17 protein-coding genes are annotated in these 18,679 nt (G+C 55.3%); 13 read left to right on the forward strand and 4 right to left on the reverse strand.

All coding sequences use genetic code 11. The features are described from left to right. Window positions 1-127 precede the first annotated feature (127 nt). Both ONV78_RS19245 and argS read left to right on the forward strand, forming a co-directional pair. The gene (locus ONV78_RS19245; protein ID WP_279505589.1) at window positions 128-688 is read left to right on the forward strand and encodes a hypothetical protein; all 561 of its coding nucleotides are present in this window, start codon (window positions 128-130) and stop codon (window positions 686-688) included. A gap of 189 nt (window positions 689-877) precedes the next feature. Beyond that, window positions 878-2,614 carry an arginine--tRNA ligase gene (argS, locus tag ONV78_RS19250; protein WP_279505591.1) on the forward strand — a complete coding sequence of 579 codons (1,737 nt, stop codon included), beginning with the start codon at window positions 878-880 and terminating at the stop codon, window positions 2,612-2,614. Between the two features lie 49 nt (window positions 2,615-2,663). On the opposite strand, the gene ONV78_RS19255 is transcribed toward argS, so the two are convergent. Next, the gene (locus tag ONV78_RS19255) at window positions 2,664-3,131 is read right to left on the reverse strand and encodes a helix-turn-helix domain-containing protein (protein WP_347815423.1); all 468 of its coding nucleotides are present in this window, start codon (window positions 3,129-3,131) and stop codon (window positions 2,664-2,666) included. A 79-nt stretch (window positions 3,132-3,210) separates the two neighbouring features. Between ONV78_RS19255 and ONV78_RS19260 the strand changes: the two genes are divergently transcribed. The 4 genes from ONV78_RS19260 to ONV78_RS19275 all read left to right on the forward strand — a co-directional run bounded on the left by ONV78_RS19260 (window position 3,211) and on the right by ONV78_RS19275 (window position 7,185). Further along, on the forward strand, window positions 3,211-4,632 hold the full coding sequence (locus ONV78_RS19260; protein ID WP_279505594.1) for an MFS transporter: 1,422 nt from the start codon (window positions 3,211-3,213) through the stop codon (window positions 4,630-4,632). Window positions 4,633-4,690: 58 nt separating this feature from the next. Further along, window positions 4,691-5,218, forward strand: coding sequence for a hypothetical protein (locus ONV78_RS19265; protein ID WP_279505598.1), 528 nt, complete (start codon window positions 4,691-4,693; stop codon window positions 5,216-5,218). 289 nt (window positions 5,219-5,507) lie between these two features. Then, entirely contained in the window at window positions 5,508-6,242 is a 735-nt protein-coding gene (locus ONV78_RS19270) for a class I SAM-dependent methyltransferase (protein ID WP_279505601.1), read from the forward strand. 313 nt (window positions 6,243-6,555) lie between these two features. After that, window positions 6,556-7,185 carry an ATP phosphoribosyltransferase regulatory subunit gene (locus tag ONV78_RS19275; protein WP_279505603.1) on the forward strand — a complete coding sequence of 210 codons (630 nt, stop codon included), beginning with the start codon at window positions 6,556-6,558 and terminating at the stop codon, window positions 7,183-7,185. A 578-nt stretch (window positions 7,186-7,763) separates the two neighbouring features. On the opposite strand, the gene ONV78_RS19280 is transcribed toward ONV78_RS19275, so the two are convergent. Then, window positions 7,764-8,747, reverse strand: a complete 984-nt coding sequence (locus tag ONV78_RS19280; RefSeq protein ID WP_216737907.1) for an OmpA family protein — start codon at window positions 8,745-8,747, stop codon at window positions 7,764-7,766. A gap of 154 nt (window positions 8,748-8,901) precedes the next feature. Between ONV78_RS19280 and ONV78_RS19285 the strand changes: the two genes are divergently transcribed. Then, the gene (locus tag ONV78_RS19285) at window positions 8,902-10,029 is read left to right on the forward strand and encodes an FAD-dependent oxidoreductase (RefSeq protein WP_279505620.1); all 1,128 of its coding nucleotides are present in this window, start codon (window positions 8,902-8,904) and stop codon (window positions 10,027-10,029) included. Window positions 10,030-10,047: 18 nt separating this feature from the next. On the opposite strand, the gene ONV78_RS19290 is transcribed toward ONV78_RS19285, so the two are convergent. After that, window positions 10,048-10,839, reverse strand: coding sequence for a transporter substrate-binding domain-containing protein (locus ONV78_RS19290; RefSeq protein WP_279505621.1), 792 nt, complete (start codon window positions 10,837-10,839; stop codon window positions 10,048-10,050). Between the two features lie 159 nt (window positions 10,840-10,998). Continuing rightward, window positions 10,999-11,427 (reverse strand): calmodulin-binding protein, encoded by a 429-nt coding sequence (locus ONV78_RS19295; protein WP_279505622.1) that lies wholly within the window; start codon window positions 11,425-11,427, stop codon window positions 10,999-11,001. Window positions 11,428-12,101: 674 nt separating this feature from the next. Here ONV78_RS19295 and ONV78_RS19300 point away from each other — a divergent pair. The 6 genes from ONV78_RS19300 to ONV78_RS19325 all read left to right on the forward strand — a co-directional run bounded on the left by ONV78_RS19300 (window position 12,102) and on the right by ONV78_RS19325 (window position 18,674). After that, window positions 12,102-14,723, forward strand: a complete 2,622-nt coding sequence (locus ONV78_RS19300) for a TonB-dependent receptor (protein WP_279505624.1) — start codon at window positions 12,102-12,104, stop codon at window positions 14,721-14,723. 138 nt (window positions 14,724-14,861) lie between these two features. Further along, the gene (locus ONV78_RS19305; protein WP_127973355.1) at window positions 14,862-15,635 is read left to right on the forward strand and encodes a DUF3450 domain-containing protein; all 774 of its coding nucleotides are present in this window, start codon (window positions 14,862-14,864) and stop codon (window positions 15,633-15,635) included. Further along, window positions 15,635-16,996 carry a MotA/TolQ/ExbB proton channel family protein gene (locus ONV78_RS19310; protein WP_279505627.1) on the forward strand — a complete coding sequence of 454 codons (1,362 nt, stop codon included), beginning with the start codon at window positions 15,635-15,637 and terminating at the stop codon, window positions 16,994-16,996. The genes ONV78_RS19305 and ONV78_RS19310 overlap by 1 nt, the downstream gene beginning before the upstream one ends. 14 nt (window positions 16,997-17,010) lie before the next feature. Next, window positions 17,011-17,538 carry a MotA/TolQ/ExbB proton channel family protein gene (locus ONV78_RS19315; RefSeq protein WP_279505629.1) on the forward strand — a complete coding sequence of 176 codons (528 nt, stop codon included), beginning with the start codon at window positions 17,011-17,013 and terminating at the stop codon, window positions 17,536-17,538. 90 nt (window positions 17,539-17,628) lie between these two features. After that, window positions 17,629-18,033: a biopolymer transporter ExbD gene (locus tag ONV78_RS19320; protein ID WP_127973352.1), complete on the forward strand. Its 405-nt coding sequence runs from the start codon at window positions 17,629-17,631 to the stop codon at window positions 18,031-18,033. 17 nt (window positions 18,034-18,050) lie between these two features. Further along, window positions 18,051-18,674 carry an energy transducer TonB gene (locus ONV78_RS19325; RefSeq protein WP_216737899.1) on the forward strand — a complete coding sequence of 208 codons (624 nt, stop codon included), beginning with the start codon at window positions 18,051-18,053 and terminating at the stop codon, window positions 18,672-18,674. The last annotated feature ends 5 nt before the right edge of the window (window positions 18,675-18,679 follow it).

The raw sequence follows: 18,679 nt of genomic DNA on the forward strand, positions 1-18,679 counted from the left end.
ATTTGTCGTTTTGGCGATTATTATTCTCGTCTCAGGTAATTGATTAGTATGAAAAATATCTAATAGTAGGTATGATCCGCCTTCACCTGGACAGGTGAGGAGTACTTATTAAAAAGGAGAAGTCAGTATGACCAAAACACTAGCAGGGCTACTTTTAGCAATATCCACTACTGCATCCGCACAGTTCCAAGTCGAAAATAATGTTGAGTATAGCTTTATACATCTGGATAGGGTTTCTCTGTTTCCAGAACTGAAACTTGGCGAGTCTGTCTACGTTAAAGATATTGATTTTTGTATGGATGAAAAAGGCGCACTATATGCTGGCGCTAATGGCTATCACTTCTATCCCACTATAGATGCGCCCTTTGTGATAACGTCGGTAGGAGAGGGTAAAGTGGCGATAACTCATATATCCGAGAAAAACGGTTTTCTGCTAAATGGTCCGGCCGTCCAGATATTGCACAAATTAAAGCAGGAAGACTTGAGCAACCCATGGAAGTGTGGCTTGGAGGGCGCGGAAAATATTCGAGTAGAGTCTCGTTCGCCGTATAAAGTGGAATCTTTGTTTGGCCATATCAGCTATGAAGGTTTGGCTGAGGCCGTTAATAAAGAGTTTGAATCACGTTATGGCTCTGATGTTACATACTCGACCGTAATTCGCATATACGAACCCCGTGAGACAGAATAAGCCATTGTCTTAATTTCTTATCCACGCCCGGCGCCCCTGCCGCACCGGGCGTTCCCTCTAATTCGTGACATTTAGTCTTACCCGGATAACTGCGGATTTTTCCTTGACCGGATACTGCGGTATCATGGCCGCCATTTCCATCAGTTTCAGCGGCGGACTCCCGTTGCTGTGAGTAACGAAGATCTTCCTATGAATCTGCAACAATTGCTTGAACAGAAAATCAGCGCAGCGCTGCATGCGGCGGGCGCTCCAGAAGGCTCTCCGGCGATCGTGAAGCCGTCCGGCAAGCCTCAATTCGGCGACTATCAGGCCAATGGCGTGATGGGCGTCGCCAAAGCGCTGAAAATGAACCCGCGCGAATTGGCGACCAAAGTCCTGGACGTTCTGGATCTGGGCGACATGGCCGAGAAAGTTGAAATCGCCGGCCCTGGCTTTATCAATATTTTCCTGAGTAAAGACTGGATGAGTCAGAGCCTGCGTCAGGTGCTGGCCGATCCGCGCCTGACCATTCCTCTGGACAGCCCCAAACAGACCGTCGTAGTGGATTACTCCGCGCCTAACCTCGCGAAAGAAATGCACGTAGGCCATCTGCGCTCCACCATCATCGGCGACGCTGTCGTCAGAACCCTGGAGTTCCTGGGGCACCGGGTGATTCGTCAGAACCATGTGGGCGACTGGGGCACCCAGTTCGGCATGTTGTTGGCCTACATGAACAAGTTGAAGGCGGAGAACCAGCAGACTTTGTCTATGGAGCTGGCTGACCTGGAAAACTTCTATCGTCAGGCCAAGAAGTGTTTTGACGAAGATCCTGAATTCAAGGATAGCGCGCGTCAGTATGTCGTGAAGCTGCAATCTGGCGATCAAGAGTGTCTATCGCTGTGGAAAACGTTCATTGATATTTCCCTGCAGCATTGTGAAGAAGTATATGAGCGCCTGAATGTCAGCCTGACGCGGGCGGACGTAATGCCTGAAAGCGCCTATAACGAAGATCTGCCGAATGTTATCGATGATCTGCGCGAGAAAGGTCTGCTGACCAACAGCGATGGCGCTGAGTGTGTCTTCATGGACGAATTCAAAGGCAAAGACGATGAGACGTTACCGCTGATCGTGAAGAAGTCTGACGGCGGTTACCTGTACGCCACCACGGACCTGGCGGCTTTGCGCTACAGAGAGCGGGTTCTGAAGGCGAATCGGGTGCTTTATTTCGTCGATGCGCGGCAGTCATTGCACTTGAATCAGGTCTATGCGGCTGGCCGCAAGGCAGGCTTCGTCAGCCCGGATATGTCCCTGGAGCATATGGCGTTCGGCATGGTTCTGGGTACGGACGGCAAGCCTTTCAAGACTCGGGATGGCGGCACTGTCAAATTGGCGGATCTGCTCACCGAAGCGCAAGGCCGGGCTTATGCGGTCGTGAAAGAAAAGAATCCGGAAATGCCGGAAGAAGAGCTTAATCGCATCGCTCACGTCGTCGGCATGGCGGCGGTTAAGTATGCGGATCTGTCCAAGAACCGCTCCAGCGATTACATTTTCAGCTTCGACGCCATGCTCAGCCTGGAAGGCAACACCGCGCCATACGTGCAGTACGCATACAGCCGGGTAGTGAATGTCTTCAAGAGAGGCGAAGTCGGTAATCTGACCTTTGAGGGCGATCTGCAACTGGTGGAGCCTATCGAGCGCGCGCTGGCGGTCAGGTTATTGCAGTTCAATGAAATACTGCACTCTGTGGCGTCTGAAGGCTGCCCGCACATTCTGTGTGGCTATCTCTATGAACTGTCCAAAGAGTTCGCAAGCTTTTATGAAGCTTGTCCGATTCTAACGGCTGAAGAATCCGTGCGCAGCTCGCGTTTGATGCTGTCATTGCTCATTGCCAAGACCCTGAAACAAGGTCTGGATTTGCTGGGCATCGAAACCCTAGAGCGGATGTAATTCTCATCCTGCTTCTCATAAACCCGGCGGGGCTCTCCGCTCCGCCGGCTTAATCTTTTTCTCCTTTCCCTTGCTGTGATTTCCCAGGCTTGCTTTTTAAGCGACCTTCACTGTGTCGCTTACGCGCCGCCGATCTGATTAACGTTTGAAAGCGGGGACATTCAAGCTGATTGGGCTCAGGGCAATTAGCGACATGGATGATGCTGTCCCGCATCGTCTCCATTCGCTGAATGAGCTGGTCCAGCTCGCTGGCTTTTTCGATAAGTTGCGCCCGGTCTATTTTGGGCTTTCCATCGTGGGAGAACATCGCCCCGATCTCATCCAGACTGAAGCCCGCATATTGGCCCAGGGAAATTAAGCCCAGCTGGTCAATGACGGTGGAGCGGAAAATCCTCTTTAACCCTTCTCGCCCAATGGACTTTATCAGCCCCTTCTCTTCGTAGTAGCGAAGGGTGGAAGCGGGCAAGCCGGACAGCTTCGCCACTTCGGCGATATCCAGCTCATTACAGTTTTTCATAAAGGTGTTGACCTAAAGCTGACTTTAACTTGCATAGTAACTTCCTCAATACGGTAGTTAAAGAGGAAGTGGAGTCGTTATGGTCAACAGTGTGGAGCCTCTCGCTGAATATCGTGGCGCGCTGGCCGCGTTGCTGCTGTCTACTTTTCTCACCGCCCTGGCGATCAGTAGCGTCAACATTCTATTGCCCGAACTGGTGTCCAGCCTCGACGCCAGCTACGCCCAGGTCCAGTGGGTGGTTGTCGCCTACTTGATCGCGCTGTCTTCTTTTCTGGTGATTGCCGGGAGTCTGGGGGACACCTTCGGTCGTCGTCCGTTGTTTATCGCTGGCCTGGGTATTTTCATGGCGGGCTCCGCTCTATGTGGAATGACGGAAAACATAGGAATGCTCTCTGCGTACCGTGGCGTCCAGGGCATCGGCGCTGCGATTGTGGTGTCCCTGAATCTGGCTTTGGTGAGAGATATCGCGCCATCGGAGCACACCGGACGGGTCATGGGCTGGATAGGAGGAATGTCCGCCGTGGGCACCGCTGCGGGGCCTGTTTTGGGGGGACTGATAACCGGCTTTGCAGACTGGCGATGGGTGTTCTGGCTCAACCTCCCGTTGGGGGCGCTTACTCTGTTGCTTACCGTGCGTTATCTTCCTCGCGCCATGCAAGGGGCGGGGCAGGCGCCGAAACCATTTGACCTGATGGGCGCATCCCTGTTGGCGATAATCGTGCTCCTCTATTCGCTCGGGATTAAGCTCAAACTTGAGGAGGAGTTGCTACGCTTTTTCCTGGCGGGGCTTGCTCTTGTCCTGCTGGTCGTTTTTGTCCTGGTTGAACGGGCGAAGCCCTCTCCTTTGCTTCATCTTTCATTGTTGCGCGACTATCGCTATGGCCTGAGTTATCTGATCCAGTTCATCGTGGCTTCGGCGGTAATGACCGCTTTGGTGATTGGGCCGTTTTATCTGATTTCCCTCGGCTTGAATCTGCCCATGACCGGGCTGGTAATGGGCTGCAGTCCTGTGTGCGTGATGATTACCTCAAGCTTTATCGGTCGTCGCGTAAAGCCGGAAGCATGCAGCAACATGACGTCAACCGGCGTGCTGTTTCTATTCATCGGCTCTCTGTGCCTCACTCAGTTAAGCGCCGCGACGGGCGCCATCGGTTATGTCGCCTGTCTTATGGTGACCGCCATCGGCTATGCGATCTTCACCGTAGCGAACAACACCCAACTAATGGCTCGGGCTGCTCCAGAACAGCGAGGACAGATATCCGGCCTGCTGAATCTCGCGCGCAATCTGGGAATGCTGACCGGCGCCGCCTTGATGAGCGCTTTGTTCGATAGCGTCACCAACGCGTCGGCGCTTGGTGCGCTGACCCCGCAGCTGGCTGAAACCGGCTTACATCGTGTGTACGCCTGCGTCTCCCTAGTACTGTGCGTTGGTCTTGCTGTGCGCGGGTACTGGCATTTCAGGGAATACGGAGAAAAGGATGGAATAAGAACACTAACCTAAAGTTAGCTTTAACTATTAAGGCGCATCAATAAGACTTGTTTAACCCATTGGAGGACTTATGCAACCTACCGCACTTGATCACTTTATCGAATCGGCTCGCGAGGGCTGGGATGGCTTGACCACAAGTAATGTAATAAGGCTCCGCCGCTTGCTGCAGGATCTGGCGAAAACCTCCGCTGAGGAGCCTTGGCTGGCGCAGATTCACGCTGATCGGCCCGACATGGTCGAGTTGTATACCGACCCAGAGCACGGATTCAGACTGCTGGCCCATACCGAACCCCGTGGGCTGTATCGTGCGCCTCATGACCATGGCTTCGGCTGGGTGCTTTACGCCTTACAGCATGGCGCCCTGGAAATGTCCACTTATCAGTCCATTACGGATAAGCGTGGCGAAACCCGGCTGGTGAGCAGAGGTTGCGACACTCTGAACCCCGGCGACTGCAGGGTATTTCTACCTGGCGACATACACGACACCAAGTGTGTTTCTGACTATATCGTGCAGTTTCGTCTTACCAGCAGCGACTTCAAACTGGAGAAGAAAGAAGGACGGATGATTCAGTACCTGGATCAGGGGAACATGGCGTGAAGGGCTTGGTCTGGTAAGGGCTTTTGCGTCAGATCGCCGCATGTGTCAGATGGCGGGTTTTATTGACTCCGTTTTTTGCCCCTGAAATAATCGCGCGATGATTTATATTGATATTCATATTGTTTCGCGAATTGAGGGCGTTCCTGGTGGGGCGTCCGTAATTCGTGAGCAAGTCTAAGTTCGCGTAATTGCGAAATCAGCCCCGCCGTATCAACGGACGGGGCTTCGTCACGCCTGTAGGAAGTTGTATCCCGTTCGTTGCCGGCATATTCAAACGGAGTACACACTCATGACACAAAATATTTACGACACCGATTCATTCTTTGAAGGCTACAGCCAGCTGCCACGGTCCCTGAAGGGACTGGAAGGCGCGCCGGAATGGGCTTCCATCAGAGCGCTGATGCCGCCGTTGGCGAACGCCAATGTGGCGGATTTAGGCTGCGGATTTGGCTGGTTCTGCCGTTGGGCGCGGGAGCAGTCCGCGGCCAGCGTGCTGGGCGTCGACGTTTCTCAAAACATGCTGTCCAAGGCGGAAGAGATGACTTCTGACGCCCATATTCAGTACGCGCGCGAGGATCTGGAGACGCTGACCCTGCCCGAGAACAGCTACGATCTGGTCTACAGTTCGCTGACGCTGCATTACATCGCCAATCTGCAAGGTTTGTTCGAGCAGGCGTACAAGAGCCTGAAACCCGGCGGTTGGCTGATCTTCTCCGCGGAGCATCCGATCTATACCGCGCCCAAGCGACCTGGCTGGGCGGAAGACCAGCACAAGAACACGCTTTGGCCTATCAATCAGTATCTGGTGGAAGGACCACGAACCACTGATTGGCTGGCGGACGGCGTGGTCAAACAACACCGCACTCTGGGCACGTATCTGACGATGCTGATTAATGCTGGCTTCACCCTGAAGCATCTGGAGGAATGGCGTCCCAGCGCAGAGCAAATCGAGGAGTGCCCGGAACTGAAAGTCGAATTGGAGCGACCGATGTTCTTTATCGCTGCGGCGCAACGCGTTGAATAACGTCTGATTAAAACGCGGCTCATCTAAATGAAAATCAAGGCGGCGATCTCTGTTTATGAGGCGCCGCCTTTTCTTTGCTTTTTTGCTCCGACGCATGGCGTCAGCCTGGCGGGTTGACATCTTTCTGTTCGGACGCATAATGTCCGGCATGATTACTTTCAACCTTCATCCAACGCATCTGCATTCACTGTCGCATCGTCGGCTGGGAGAGCTATTGCTTGGTTGAAAGTTAAGCCCGTTCACTGAGAAAGCCCTCCCAGCGTTGCTGCGAGGGCTTTTTTATTGTTTTTAAATCAGTGAATGGGAATCCGTTATGGAATACAAAATTGAAGGTATGGCCAAAGGCGTACGCATTATCAGCGGCGAGACGGCGAAGAAGCGCAGAGCGTTGCTGAATCAGATGATTGTGCTGGCGGAAGCGAGTGGTTTTGAAGAGGTGATTCTGCCTTCCATTGAGCCGTCACAAGTCTATGTGGACAAAGCCGGCGAGGAAGTATTGGGGCAGATGTATGTGTTTCCGGATAAGAAAGGACGCTCTTTGTGTCTGCGTCCAGAAGGGACGGCGACTGTACAAATGGTGGCGGATAAACACTTCAAACGCAGAAAGAACGTGCGGCTCTGGTATTTCGAGCGCTGCTGGCGCTATGAACGGCCGCAGGAAGGTCGCTACCGGGAGTTCTTTCAGTTCGGCGTCGAGGTTATTAATCCCACTACGCCAACCGTTCGGCAAGAGTTGATCGATCTGGCGGAGAAGATGGTGTCGCTGCAAACCTCGGAATATGAAGTGTTCAGCGCCGTGAAGCGCGGGCTGAGTTACTACATGGAGGATGGCTTCGAAATCTCCGTACCCAAGTTGGGCGCGCAGAAACAGGTCGTGGGCGGCGGCGCTTACAAGCAAGGAATTGGTTTCGCGATTGGCTTTGATCGCCTGATGCTTTGTTAAGTAGCCCCTGATCGATTATCCGCCGTGCACTATGGATGGGGAAATCCACCTGATTTATCAGGCATTCTGAATTTCCCTGTCCTCATCTCCCCGTTGGCCCAGAGCTTGCCCTCATTTCCCCCGTTCACCCAGAGCCTGTCCTCATCTCCCCCATTCACCCAGAGCCTGTCCTTATTTCCCCGTTCACCCTGAACCTGTCCTCATCTTTCCCGTTCGCCCTGAGCCTGTCCTTATTTCCCCATTCGCCCTGAACTTGCCCGCATCTCCCTCGTTTACCCAGAGCCTGTGCTTATTTCCCCATTCGCTCTGAACTTGCCCTCATCTCCCTCGTTCACCCTGAACCTGTCCTCATCTTTCCCGTTCGCCCTGAGCCTGTCGAAGGGCCTTCCAGGGCGACTCAGGAAAAAAGCCGATTACCCGGATGTTGATTAAAGATCGTTGTCTATGGATTAGCTCTCTGGGAAGCCCTTCGACAGGCTCAGGGCGAACGGAGTAGAGATAGACTGGTGAGAAGAAAAGGTCGTGTTTGGCGATGCCAAAGTCCGCTATTGAGCGGCTGCCAAGACGACCAGTTCAGACTATCTTTTCACCAATTCAACCCGGCGGTTCTTGGCTTTGCCTGCTTCGTTTTCGTTGGAGGCGACAGGGGCCGCCATACCCACGCCTAAGGCGGTCATACGTTCAGCGCCGATCTTGTACTGGCTTACCAGCGCATCCATCACGGCTTTGGCGCGGCGTTCGGAAAGGCTGCGGTTGTAATCAAGCGCGCCCACATTATCGGTGTGGCCGACGATCAGCACTTTTAGTGAAGGCTGGGACTTCATCAGTTTGGCGATTTCCGCCAGGGTTTCCCCTGATTCCGGTTTGATATCCGCTTTGTCAGTGTCGAAATAGACGCCATACAACGCGATGTGCCCTTCTGCATCCAGGCCTTTCGCCATGGCTTCGGCGTCCACTTTCACCATGCCTGACTGCATGGGGGCGGACTCCACTACCTGAGTATTCACGAACACCCTGTTTTTATCCTGTCCGCCGATGGAGTAGGCCTTGGTGATATACACCGCCACATGTACGGTTTGATCTTCCCGGGTCAGGCGCGCCAGCAGGTAGCGTTGATCCTTCTCGTGAAACATCATTTTTACGGTGAGGTCCTTCGGCGTCACGATTTCGTTGAAAGGACGCCCAGCGGGCTTTCCGCCGCAGTCTTCATTCTTGCAGCTGAACAGGATTTCGAAACCCGCGCCGCGCAGGGCTTCCTCGTAATTGCGATAGACCTCCAGGGTGCTGCGTCCCTCGGGAATACGGTAAGCCACGCGGGTTAGTTTTCCTTCCAGCTCCAGAAACGCGCCGGGATTCTTGTCCTTGCCGCCCCGCTGTTGGATTGGCGTCTGCGCCAGGGATATTTCAGTGAAAGCCTGTTTTTCGTATTTGATGATTTCCGCGCCGGCGTAACGGGACACCATGGGATGGTCCTCGGCGCCGGGTATGTCGCCTGCCGTCGCCAAGGGCGTAATGAGGATGCAGAGCAGTGTCGCCAAGCGCCAGAATAAGCGAGCCGTCATAACGATAAGCCTCCACTATGAATAGAAGAAAGATAGCTCACATCGCCAAAGTACTGCATAGGCGTTTCAAGATTACTGCGTATTTCGGGTTGCTGACCAGCTATTATTCAGGGATAACGAGTGCAATATTTCATTGACTTGCGGACGATATACAGTGACGGCTGAACCATCCGGTACTCTCACTTTACTTCTCCTTGGCGGCGGGCATACCCACGCTTTGTTATTGCTGGCGTTGGCGAGGGACCCTTTGCCGAACGTGCGGGTGGTTTTGGTTTCCGAGCGGCCGCTGAGTCCTTACTCAGGCATGTTGCCGGGGCTGGTGGCGGGACACTATGACTATGCGCAGGCGCATATTGATTTGCTGGCCTTGTGCCGTCAGTCGGGGGCGGAGTTTCTCGAGGGACGGGTGAAAGGGCTGGACTGCGCGGGGCGTATGGCGTTTCTGGAAAGTGGAGAAGCGCTGCGCTACGACTACCTGTCTCTCAATATTGGCGCCGTTCCGGATTTGAGCACGCCGGGAGCGGCTGACTATGCGATTCCCGTTAAACCCATCGCCGACTTTTGGCCCCGCTGGCGTGAGGCTTATGAAAGCCTGCGCGTCGATCCGGCAGTGCGGAATATTGTTGTGGTGGGCGGCGGCGCAGGCGGAGTGGAACTGGCGTTCGCTGTTGCTCATGCGTTGCAGTCGGCTCCTGTCGCCCATCGTGTGACGCTGGCGGCGCGCAGCGAACCGGTGGCGGATTACCCCAGACGTATGCGGCGCTGGCTGCAACGCCGTCTTGATCGCTATGGCGTGAAGACGCAAGCCGACTTTGAGGTTGCGGAAGTGACCTCAGAGAGCCTGATTGATCAGGCTGGGCGAACACTGCCTGCGGATCATGTGTTCTGGTGTACGCAAGGCAAAGCGGCGCCTTGGCTAACCCAGACGGAGTTGCCTTTAACCCCCGAGGGTTTTATTCGCGTCGCTCCCAGCCTGCAAAGCATCGCTTTTCCTGAGGTGTTCGCCGTCGGCGATTGCGCCTGGATTGACGCGTCCCCCACGCCCAGGGCGGGCGTGTACGCCGTGCGTCAGGCTCCTTTCTTGCTCGATAACCTGCATCGCTTGTTGCGCGGCCTGCCGATGCGTACGTATCGACCCCAGCGGCGTTTTTTGAGTTTGCTGGCTTGCGGCGGACGCGATGCCGTGGGCGCGCGAGGAGGGATCAGTCTGGCGGGTGAGTGGGTATGGCGTTGGAAAGACGCTATCGACAGGCGCTTTATGCGACGTTTCCCTCGCGCCTGATCTGTTGGACTGGGCTATTCATTCATCATCGTTTTGCACTGCGGAGTCAGGCGCGTCATAGTCGCCGCGATAATAGGCCTCTTCCATTTCCTGATACCGGCCGCTTTCGCGCAGGCGGCGTAACCCCTCGTTGAACTGCAGGATGAGTCTGGCGTTCATGGGCCGTTTGCGGGATAGCATAAGCCGATATTCATGGCGGTCGAACACGGTGGCTGAGTGAGTGATGAGCGCTTGCTCCTGAGGTGAAAAGTGCGCACGCAGTGCGCTGTAGCCGACAGCTCTGGCGAGTGGGAAGGCGTCTACCCGCCGGCGCAGCAACATATTCATTCCCACTTCGATGTCCCGTACTCCGACCAGCATCACTTGTCCAGACTCCACCACCTCTTTCCAAACGCCGAGTTTGGAGCCCAGGGGCACGGCGATAGATTCGCCGCGCAGGTCTGCGGGCGACTTTGGCTCTAAGGGTAGTGCGCGCAGGTGAAACAGCACTTCATCCTGGGTGGCCACTACGTCGCTGAAATAAGCGAACTCATTCCTCTGCGGCGTTTGCGTCCAAAGCAGAGAACCGTCGATTTGCCCGCCTTCCACCATCGCTTCGGCGCGCGCCCAGGGGTAGAACTGGTACTCCACCTGCACGCCCACGGCGGAGAACGCTTCCGTGACCAGATGTGAGGCGAAGCCATAGTGAGGCAGGCGTTCAGAAAGAAAGGGCTCCCACTCCCCGTTGGCCAGAATCACCTGCTGGTCTTCTTCCGCCCTGACCGTGGCGGCGCAAGCCAGCAATAAAAAGAGACGAAGCCAATAGAGCATGGGACCTAATAGGGTTTGTGCGACGTACTTTTAACTATAGCTGAATCGTGGGCGGGGCTTATTGCAGGCATGTGACGACAGGGAAATAGAGGGGATAGGAAGCGTTAGCAAAGGCCCGCGCCACACTTGGGCCTTTGCACTCAATATGAACGAGTCAGGTTATTCCTGTGTTGGGGCGCCGACCTCTCTCACCAGCTTTGAACTCCAGGGGCACCAGATATTGCCGGGGAGAAAAGCGCCGCCGACTTCGTTCAGGTGTTCTTGCACGTATTGCATGGAGGCGTCGCACACCTCGATTGAAAATTCGAAGAAGCTGATGGTGTCTGTGTCCAAATGGTATTGCCATCTGGGGTTATAAGGCGTGGGAGAGGGCGTGACATAGCCCATGACGTGATAAAAGTCTTCCTGGCCGTTAGCCAGAATGTCCCGCGCCTGTTGAATTTTCGCTTTGTCCGTTAACTGGATGACAAACGTCTGCTCTGGTTTGACGTCGGTGAATTCGAAGTAGGCGACCTCCGCGGAGGCGGTGGCGGCGCAGAACGCCAGAGGGGCGGCCAACATTTTGGTCACATGCTTTTTGATGGACATAAGATACTTCCTTTTAATGTAAGACTTTCCAGTGATAACGCTCGTGATTGGTTCACGGGGCGGATTCTACTGTGTTTTATGCGCCTTCAGTACCGTGCTTTTCCCAATATTTATCCCAGTTTCGCACCGATAATGGGCGTCGTTAGCAGCGGCGCCCCACGAAGGCGCACAGCCTTATCGCATAAGCAGATGAAAGTTTTATGACGACCTATTGAATCGGCGACCGGGGAGTGGCTTTGGAGGGGGATGTTTTATCTGTAATTGCAGTGATGAATACAAAAATGAGTCAAAAAATGATTAATCATTTTGATGCTTTTTTCGGATGAAAATATAAATAAAAGTCAAAATATGTTGTCACCATTTTTTTGATAAAAATGGATCGCTGATAACACCCGTTAGATAAATCTTTTAAAACATAAAAGTAAGCCGTTTAAAATTTATAAAATACGTATAAATACTTATTCTTTTTGGTCTATCTTGTGAGTGATTAAAAAACGCCCAAACTGCTGAATTAATAAAAGTTCTCTGGCATAGGAATTGCCATCCGTCTTCGTCATCACTCAGGACAACATTCAACTTGGAGAAGAAGTAAAATGACGGAGAAGTCGTCCATAGCATCCTTTAAGGCTATATCACTTAATTTATCTCGCGGGGCGCTGGTTTCTGTATTAACCATGAGCGCGGCCGCCAATCTTTATGCGGAAGAACCTGTCGATGCGGATGCGTCCGCCGAGGCGGAAACTGAAAGCGCGCCGGTGGAAAAACTGGAAAAGATTCGCGTCACCGGTTCACGCATCATGCGGGCGGATATGGAAGGCGCCCAGTCGGTGCAGGTCATCACGCGTGAGGATATCGACCGCACGGGCGAGCTGAGCATTGCGGACGTGCTGCGCTCCGCCGCCGGCAACAGCTTTGGCTCGATCTCGGAGTCCTCAGGCTCTACGGCGCAGTCGCAGTCGACCATCAGCCTGCGCGGCCTGGGCGAGGGCAGAACCCTGGTGCTGATTAACGGCATTCGCGTTCCGGTTTCTCCCAGCGGCTCAGACACCGGGCCCGCCGGCGCCGTCAACTTGAATGCGATTCCCGCCGCTATTGTCGAGCGTGTTGAAATCACCGCCGATGGCGCATCTGCGATTTATGGTTCCGACGCCATCGCGGGCGTCGTTAACATCATCCTGAAGGAAGATCTGGACGGCGGCATCATCTCTTATGGCAAAGGCCTGCCGAAACATGAGGGTGGGGAAGAGGAATCCTATAACCTGGCGTTGGGAACGACCACAGAGAAAGGCAACCTGCTGTTCTCCTACGAGCATGACTCCAAAGGCATCGTCAATCTGCGTGACCGTGGCTATCTGAAAGCGACTGGCTTTGGCTCCGAATTCTTCTCCGACACCAGCGGACAAAGCTACTACGGACGCAATGTACTCGACCCCGCCAACGGCTACGCCATCAAGCCGTTGGCCGGCTCCCTGGATGGAGACGGCAACTGTAAAGGCCCTTTCCATGGTCCGTATCGGGATAGCAAAACCGATCCCAGTCAGTTGGTCTGCGCCTACGACTACACTGGCGAAGCGGCTAAAACCGCCTCCTTGAGCCGTGACTCGGTGATGCTGACCGGACGTCAGGAGCTGAAGGATAATCTGGACTTTGTGGCGCGGGTGATTTTCAACCAGAACAAAAGCTTCAGCCGCTTCGCGCCGGTTGCGGACCAGTTTGAGATCGACCAGAACACCTCCGGCGGCGCTGCGTTCTTTGCGGAAAACGGGCTGGACCCGGACACTAACGGCGATGGCGTGGTGAACGGCGATGACGATCCTGCCGTTGTGTTATATCGCTTCTCACCCATCGGACCTCGTGACGATAAAGTCTCCGACACGCAGTTGGATCTGGTTTTCGGTCTGGAAGGCGAAGTGGAGACGCAATTGGTGGGCGATCTGAGCTGGAACGCCAACTACCACCACAACTACGCCAACAACACCAAGACATCCACCGGTTACGTGCTCAAGCCTCTGATTCAGCCCTTGCTGGATTCCGGTAAGTTCACCGGCGGCGAGTTTGACGCGGAAAGCATCCAGAGCCTGAAATACTCGCCGTTCTCGCAAGATCAGATGACGTTTGAGCAGGCGACCGCCGGCGTGTCTTTTGATCTTGGCGAAATCGGCGGCAGATCGGTTTCCTGGGCCCTGGGTACGGAATACGCGAGCTGGGATTTCTCCTCCAAAGTGGATGACCAGTCGGAAGCCGGCAACGTGCTTGGCAGCTCCGGCAACTCTTCCGCTGGTAAAAGAAACATGCGCGCGTTCTACATCGAAACCGTAGCGCCGATCACCGATCAGGTGGAACTGAACCTGGCCGGACGTTATGACCGTTACAGCGACTTCGGCTCCGCCTCCACCGGTAAAGCCACGGTCCGTTATCAGCCGCTGGACAACCTGACGCTGCGCGCTACCTACGGCACCGGATTCCGGGCGCCGACCTTGAGCGATCTGTACGCGGCGGATTCTTTCTCTGCCGATTACGCGGTCGACTACGTCACCTGCGGCGGCGATTGCGATGAGCGCCAGTACAACGTAACCCGTTCCTCCAACGAAGATCTGAAGGCGGAGGAGTCCACCTCCTTCACCGCAGGAGCCGTGTGGAACATCACTGACTCCATGGACGTTTCCGTGGATTACTACTCCATCGAAATCGAAAACGTCATCCAGTTGCTGGAGCTGCAAAACTCCATCAACCAGGAAGTCGCCACTGGCGAATCCTCCCCCTACATCACCCGCTCCGATTCTGGACGCATCCTGTCCGCCGTCGCGCCTATGGTTAACTTTGGCGTGAACAAAACCGAAGGTCTCGACGTCAAGTTCAACTGGGGTGAAGACTATGGTTTCGGCGCGCTGCGTTACGACTTCTCCGGCACCTATATCCTGAGCTTCGAGAAAGACGAGTTCCCCGGCGGACCCGTGAATGACTACGTGGGCCGTTGGGAATATCCCAGCTTCCGCTTCAACACTGGCGTTGGCTACACCACGCCTAACGACGCCCATGATGTTTACCTGAACGCCGAAGTCATCGGACCGCAGTCGGATTCCGCTATAAATGAGCGCGACGGGCACGTCGACTCCAATACCGTGTGGAACGTTCACTACAGCTACAACACGCCCTGGGACGCCACCATCGCTCTGGGCGTACGTAACCTCTTCGACGAAGAGCCTTCGTTCCGCGCCGATGGCGTCACCTACTCAGAAGAGCTGTACAGCATTCAGGGACGGGTCTCCTACTTCAAGTACACCCAGGCCTTCTAGTAATGGATGAGCCGGCGCAGCCGTTCGCAAGGCGGCCTGGCCGGACTACAACGGTCGTTTTCCTGTAGTCGCCCCGCTTTCGGGCGGGGCTTTTTTCAGGAACCGACGATGATAGTTTTTGCAAGATTATTGAAACTTATGAAGATCAGATCGATTTCCAAACTGCTAATTGCAGCGCCCCTGGCGGGACTGACGCTGTCCCTGCCAGTCTATGCCGATACTCTGGGCGAGTCCGTCGCCGCGCAAACCGCCATGGTGCAGTCCTCGCAGCAATCTCAGGCGCGGGTGGACAAACTGGCGGACCAGTCCGACGAATTACTGTCCGAGTACAAAAACGTCATCCGCCAGATCGAAGGCCTGAAAGCCTATAACGATCAGAATGAGCGTATCGTCAGCTCGCAACAGGCGGAGTTGAGCTCTCTGAATACGCAGATTTCCGCTCTGGAGCAGACACGTACGGAAGTGGTTCCGCTCATGCTGCGCATGGTGTCGGCGCTGGAGCAGTTCGTGGAAGCGGATGTGCCTTTCCAGATGGACGAGCGGCGCAAGCGGGTGGCGGATCTGCGCGCCTTGATGGATCGCGCCGATGTGTCCACGTCAGAGAAGTTCCGCAAAATTCTGGAAGCTTACGAGGTGGAGAACGAGTACGGTCGCACCATCGAAGCCTACAAGGCCAGCCTCGGCGAAGGCGAGCAACTGAGAACCTACGAATTCCTGCGCATCGGCCGTATCGCGTTGATGTATCAAACGCCGGATGGCGCGGAAACCGGCCACTGGAACAAAGATAAAAAACAATGGGAAGCGCTGCCGGAAACCTACCGCTCCGCCGTGTCGCAAGGGCTGAAGATCGCCAAGAAACAGGCTCCGCCCGCGTTGATTAAATTACCTGTGCTGGCTGCGAGGGCGAAGTGATGAGAACACTCAAACGTTTAACTGTCTTCAGTTGCATTCTGGCGGCGGCGTTGGCGACTACGACGGTCAAAGCCGGCACCAATGAAGACCTGCAGGCGCTGTTAAAGCAGATCAAGGAAGACCGGGTCACCGAGTCTAAAGAAAACAAAAGTCGCGAAGCGAAGTTCAAGGCGGAGAAAGACCAGCGCCAGGCGCTGCTGGCCAAGGCTCAGGCGGAGTTGAAGGCGGAGCAGGCCCGTATGGACAACCTGAAAACCGCTTACGATGAAAACGAAAAGCAGCTGACGGAACTGAAGGAAACCCTGGAGCAACGTAAAGGCTCCCTGGGCGAGATGTTCGGTCTGGTGCGACAGACCGCCAACGACACCAAGGGCGTGTTTCAGGCGTCCATGGTCACGGCGCAATACCCTGAGCGCATGGCGCTAATGAGTTCATTGGCGGAGAGCACCGCGTTGCCGTCCATCGATGAGCTGGAGAAGTTCTGGATTGAGCTGTATCAGGCCATGACCGCCTCGGGAGAAGTCAGCCGTTTCGACGCCACGGTGGTTTACGGCGAGGGCGATCAGGCGGTGAAAAACGTCACCCGGATCGGCACATTCAATGCCATCGCGGACGGCAAATACCTTAACTATTCCGCCCAGACCGGTAAATTCGAACAGCTCTCACGACAGCCGGAAAGCGCCATGCTGGAGCTGGCCGCGGGCCTGGAAAACGCCAATGACGGTTATCAGCCGTTCTTCATCGACCCTTCACGGGGCGTGATCCTGTCGCTGCTGGTGCAGAGTCCCAGCCTGGAAGAGCGAGTGCAGCAGGGCGGCGCCGTAGGTTATGTGATTCTGGCGCTGGGCGCAGTGGGACTGCTGCTGGCGTTGTTCGGTTATCTGCGCCTCAGTTACATCCAGTCCGGCGTGAAGAAACAGCTGAAGTCCAAGGACGTGATTCGCGGCAACCCCATGGGCGACATCATGCAAACCTATCAGGACAACAAAGACGCGGATGTCGAGACCCTGGAGCTGAAACTGGACGAAGTGATCATGAAAAACGCTCCCAAACTGGAGAAGGGCGTTGGTTTCATCAAGCTGTTCGCCTCCGTGGCTCCGCTGTTGGGACTGCTGGGAACGGTCATCGGCATGATCGCCACTTTCCAGGCTATCACTCTGTTCGGCACCGGCGACCCCAAACTGATGGCGGGCGGTATTTCCGAAGCGCTGGTCACCACCATGTTGGGGCTGATCGTGGCGGTGCCACTGGTTTTCGCCCACACCCTCGTCAACGGTAAGAGTCGCCGTCTGATTCAGACCCTGGAAGAACAGAGCGCAGGCTTTATCGCCTTGCATAAAGAAGCGGAAGCGGCGCGCTAGCCGGAGCTGACATTATGGTTTGGTTCATTCTTGACGAAATCGAGTCCATCAAGCGCTTTCTGGGCCTGGGCGGCGACGTGCTGGTCGCCATCTTCGCCCTGACCGTGCTGTTGTGGACGCTGATTCTGGAGCGTTACTTCTTCTTCGCCATGAGCTTTCCGGCTCAGGCGAAGAGCATTTTGCTGCAATGGAGCGAACGCGTTGAGGCCGCGGCCTGGAACAATCAGCAAGTGCGCCGCGCGTTGATCTCGCAGGCGTCCATCAGCGCGCATCAATCGCTGCCGTTGATCAAGACGCTGATCGCGCTCTGTCCCTTGTTGGGACTGTTGGGAACGGTGGTGGGCATGGTGCAGGTGTTCGATGTGCTCGCCGTCACCGGCACTGGCAGTCCCAGGGCGATGGCGTCGGGTATTTCCAAAGCGACGATTCCCACCATGGCGGGAATGATGGCGGCGCTGTCCGGCATTTACTTCGCTGTGCAGTTGGAAAAGCGCGCCCAGAAAGTGACCCGGGAGCTGACCGACAAATTACAGCATCACTAACGCCTGCGACGAATTGACGCAGCAAACAGACGCAGACGCGGATATAGACTAGAGGCGGCCCGGCGGCGAGTCGGGCCAGGGGATAGAACAATGAGAAGAAGATATGCTTCCGCGGAGTCGGAAGACACCGCCATCGACATGACGCCGATGCTCGACATCGTATTCATCATGCTGATTTTCTTTATCGTCACCACTTCGTTCATCAAGGAAGCGGGCATTGACGTCAATCGTCCCAGCGCCAATACCGCGCAGACGGTGAAAAAGGGCAACATCATGATCGCCGTAGCTGATGATGGCGCGGTGTGGATCGACAAGCGCAAGGTGGAAGTGGCCCAGGTGCGTCCCAATGTGGAGCGTCTGCGCGCGGAAAACCCGGAAGGCGCGGTGGTGATTCAGGCGGATACGGAGTCCCGTTCCGGCATCGTGGTGGAAGTGATGGATCAGGTGCGGATGGCGGGGGTGCAGAACATCTCCATCGCTGCAGTGAAAAAGTAGGCCTCGTTGAAATCGTTATGAAATTCAGATTCGCAGCAGCATTAGGCCTGGCCTTGATCACCGTACTGGGGTTGTTTCGGCTGATGGATCAGCTCATCCACAACGACGGCAAGGAACTGGCGGACAAGGACGACATCGGCATGATCGATTTCGTGCGGGTGCAGAAGGAAGACCCGGTCAAGGAACGCAAGCGGGAGCTGCCGAAACCGCCGCCTCCCAAGCGTCCGCCGCCTCCGCCGGAAATGAAGACCACCCAGAGCGCCGTACGTCCGCAGACGCCGCAACTCAAAGTGGACATGCCCCGGGTTGACGCCAACCTGGGACTGGCCCTGGGACAGATGGGGCAGGTCGGGATGGCCGCCAGCTCCGCCGGCGACAGCGGCGTCATCGGTAAAGCGACCTTCCCGCCGGACTTTCCCCGGGAAGCGGCGCGCGCCGGGATAGAAGGCTGGGTGGAAGTGGAATTCACCGTCAACGCGCAAGGTCGGGTGGAAGACATCAAGGTGGTGGCGTCGGAGCCGCGCAAGATATTCGACAAAGCCGCCAAACAATGTATTTCCAAATGGACCTTCAAGCCCGCCATGGTGGACGGCAAAGCCGTCGCCACACGGGCTCGACAACGCATTGACTTTACTCTTTAGGAACG

It is taken from the genome of Hahella sp. CR1 (assembly GCF_029813005.1).
Taxonomy (GTDB): Bacteria; Pseudomonadota; Gammaproteobacteria; order Pseudomonadales; family Oleiphilaceae; genus Hahella.

What these genes read in the sequence shown, in the direction of transcription:
- ONV78_RS19305 (WP_127973355.1), top strand. Translation starts at nt 14,862, where the DNA reads ATGAAGATCAGATCGATTTCCAAACTGCTAATTGCAGCGCCCCTGGCG.
- ONV78_RS19255 (WP_347815423.1), bottom strand. Translation starts at nt 3,131, where the DNA reads ATGAAAAACTGTAATGAGCTGGATATCGCCGAAGTGGCGAAGCTGTCC.
- ONV78_RS19320 (WP_127973352.1), top strand. Translation starts at nt 17,629, where the DNA reads ATGAGAAGAAGATATGCTTCCGCGGAGTCGGAAGACACCGCCATCGAC.
- ONV78_RS19300 (WP_279505624.1), top strand. Translation starts at nt 12,102, where the DNA reads ATGAGCGCGGCCGCCAATCTTTATGCGGAAGAACCTGTCGATGCGGAT.
- ONV78_RS19295 (WP_279505622.1), bottom strand. Translation starts at nt 11,427, where the DNA reads ATGTCCATCAAAAAGCATGTGACCAAAATGTTGGCCGCCCCTCTGGCG.
- argS (WP_279505591.1), top strand. Translation starts at nt 878, where the DNA reads ATGAATCTGCAACAATTGCTTGAACAGAAAATCAGCGCAGCGCTGCAT.
- ONV78_RS19315 (WP_279505629.1), top strand. Translation starts at nt 17,011, where the DNA reads ATGGTTTGGTTCATTCTTGACGAAATCGAGTCCATCAAGCGCTTTCTG.
- ONV78_RS19245 (WP_279505589.1), top strand. Translation starts at nt 128, where the DNA reads ATGACCAAAACACTAGCAGGGCTACTTTTAGCAATATCCACTACTGCA.
- ONV78_RS19265 (WP_279505598.1), top strand. Translation starts at nt 4,691, where the DNA reads ATGCAACCTACCGCACTTGATCACTTTATCGAATCGGCTCGCGAGGGC.
- ONV78_RS19290 (WP_279505621.1), bottom strand. Translation starts at nt 10,839, where the DNA reads ATGCTCTATTGGCTTCGTCTCTTTTTATTGCTGGCTTGCGCCGCCACG.
- ONV78_RS19275 (WP_279505603.1), top strand. Translation starts at nt 6,556, where the DNA reads ATGGAATACAAAATTGAAGGTATGGCCAAAGGCGTACGCATTATCAGC.
- ONV78_RS19270 (WP_279505601.1), top strand. Translation starts at nt 5,508, where the DNA reads ATGACACAAAATATTTACGACACCGATTCATTCTTTGAAGGCTACAGC.
- ONV78_RS19280 (WP_216737907.1), bottom strand. Translation starts at nt 8,747, where the DNA reads ATGACGGCTCGCTTATTCTGGCGCTTGGCGACACTGCTCTGCATCCTC.
- ONV78_RS19310 (WP_279505627.1), top strand. Translation starts at nt 15,635, where the DNA reads ATGAGAACACTCAAACGTTTAACTGTCTTCAGTTGCATTCTGGCGGCG.
- ONV78_RS19260 (WP_279505594.1), top strand. Translation starts at nt 3,211, where the DNA reads ATGGTCAACAGTGTGGAGCCTCTCGCTGAATATCGTGGCGCGCTGGCC.
- ONV78_RS19325 (WP_216737899.1), top strand. Translation starts at nt 18,051, where the DNA reads ATGAAATTCAGATTCGCAGCAGCATTAGGCCTGGCCTTGATCACCGTA.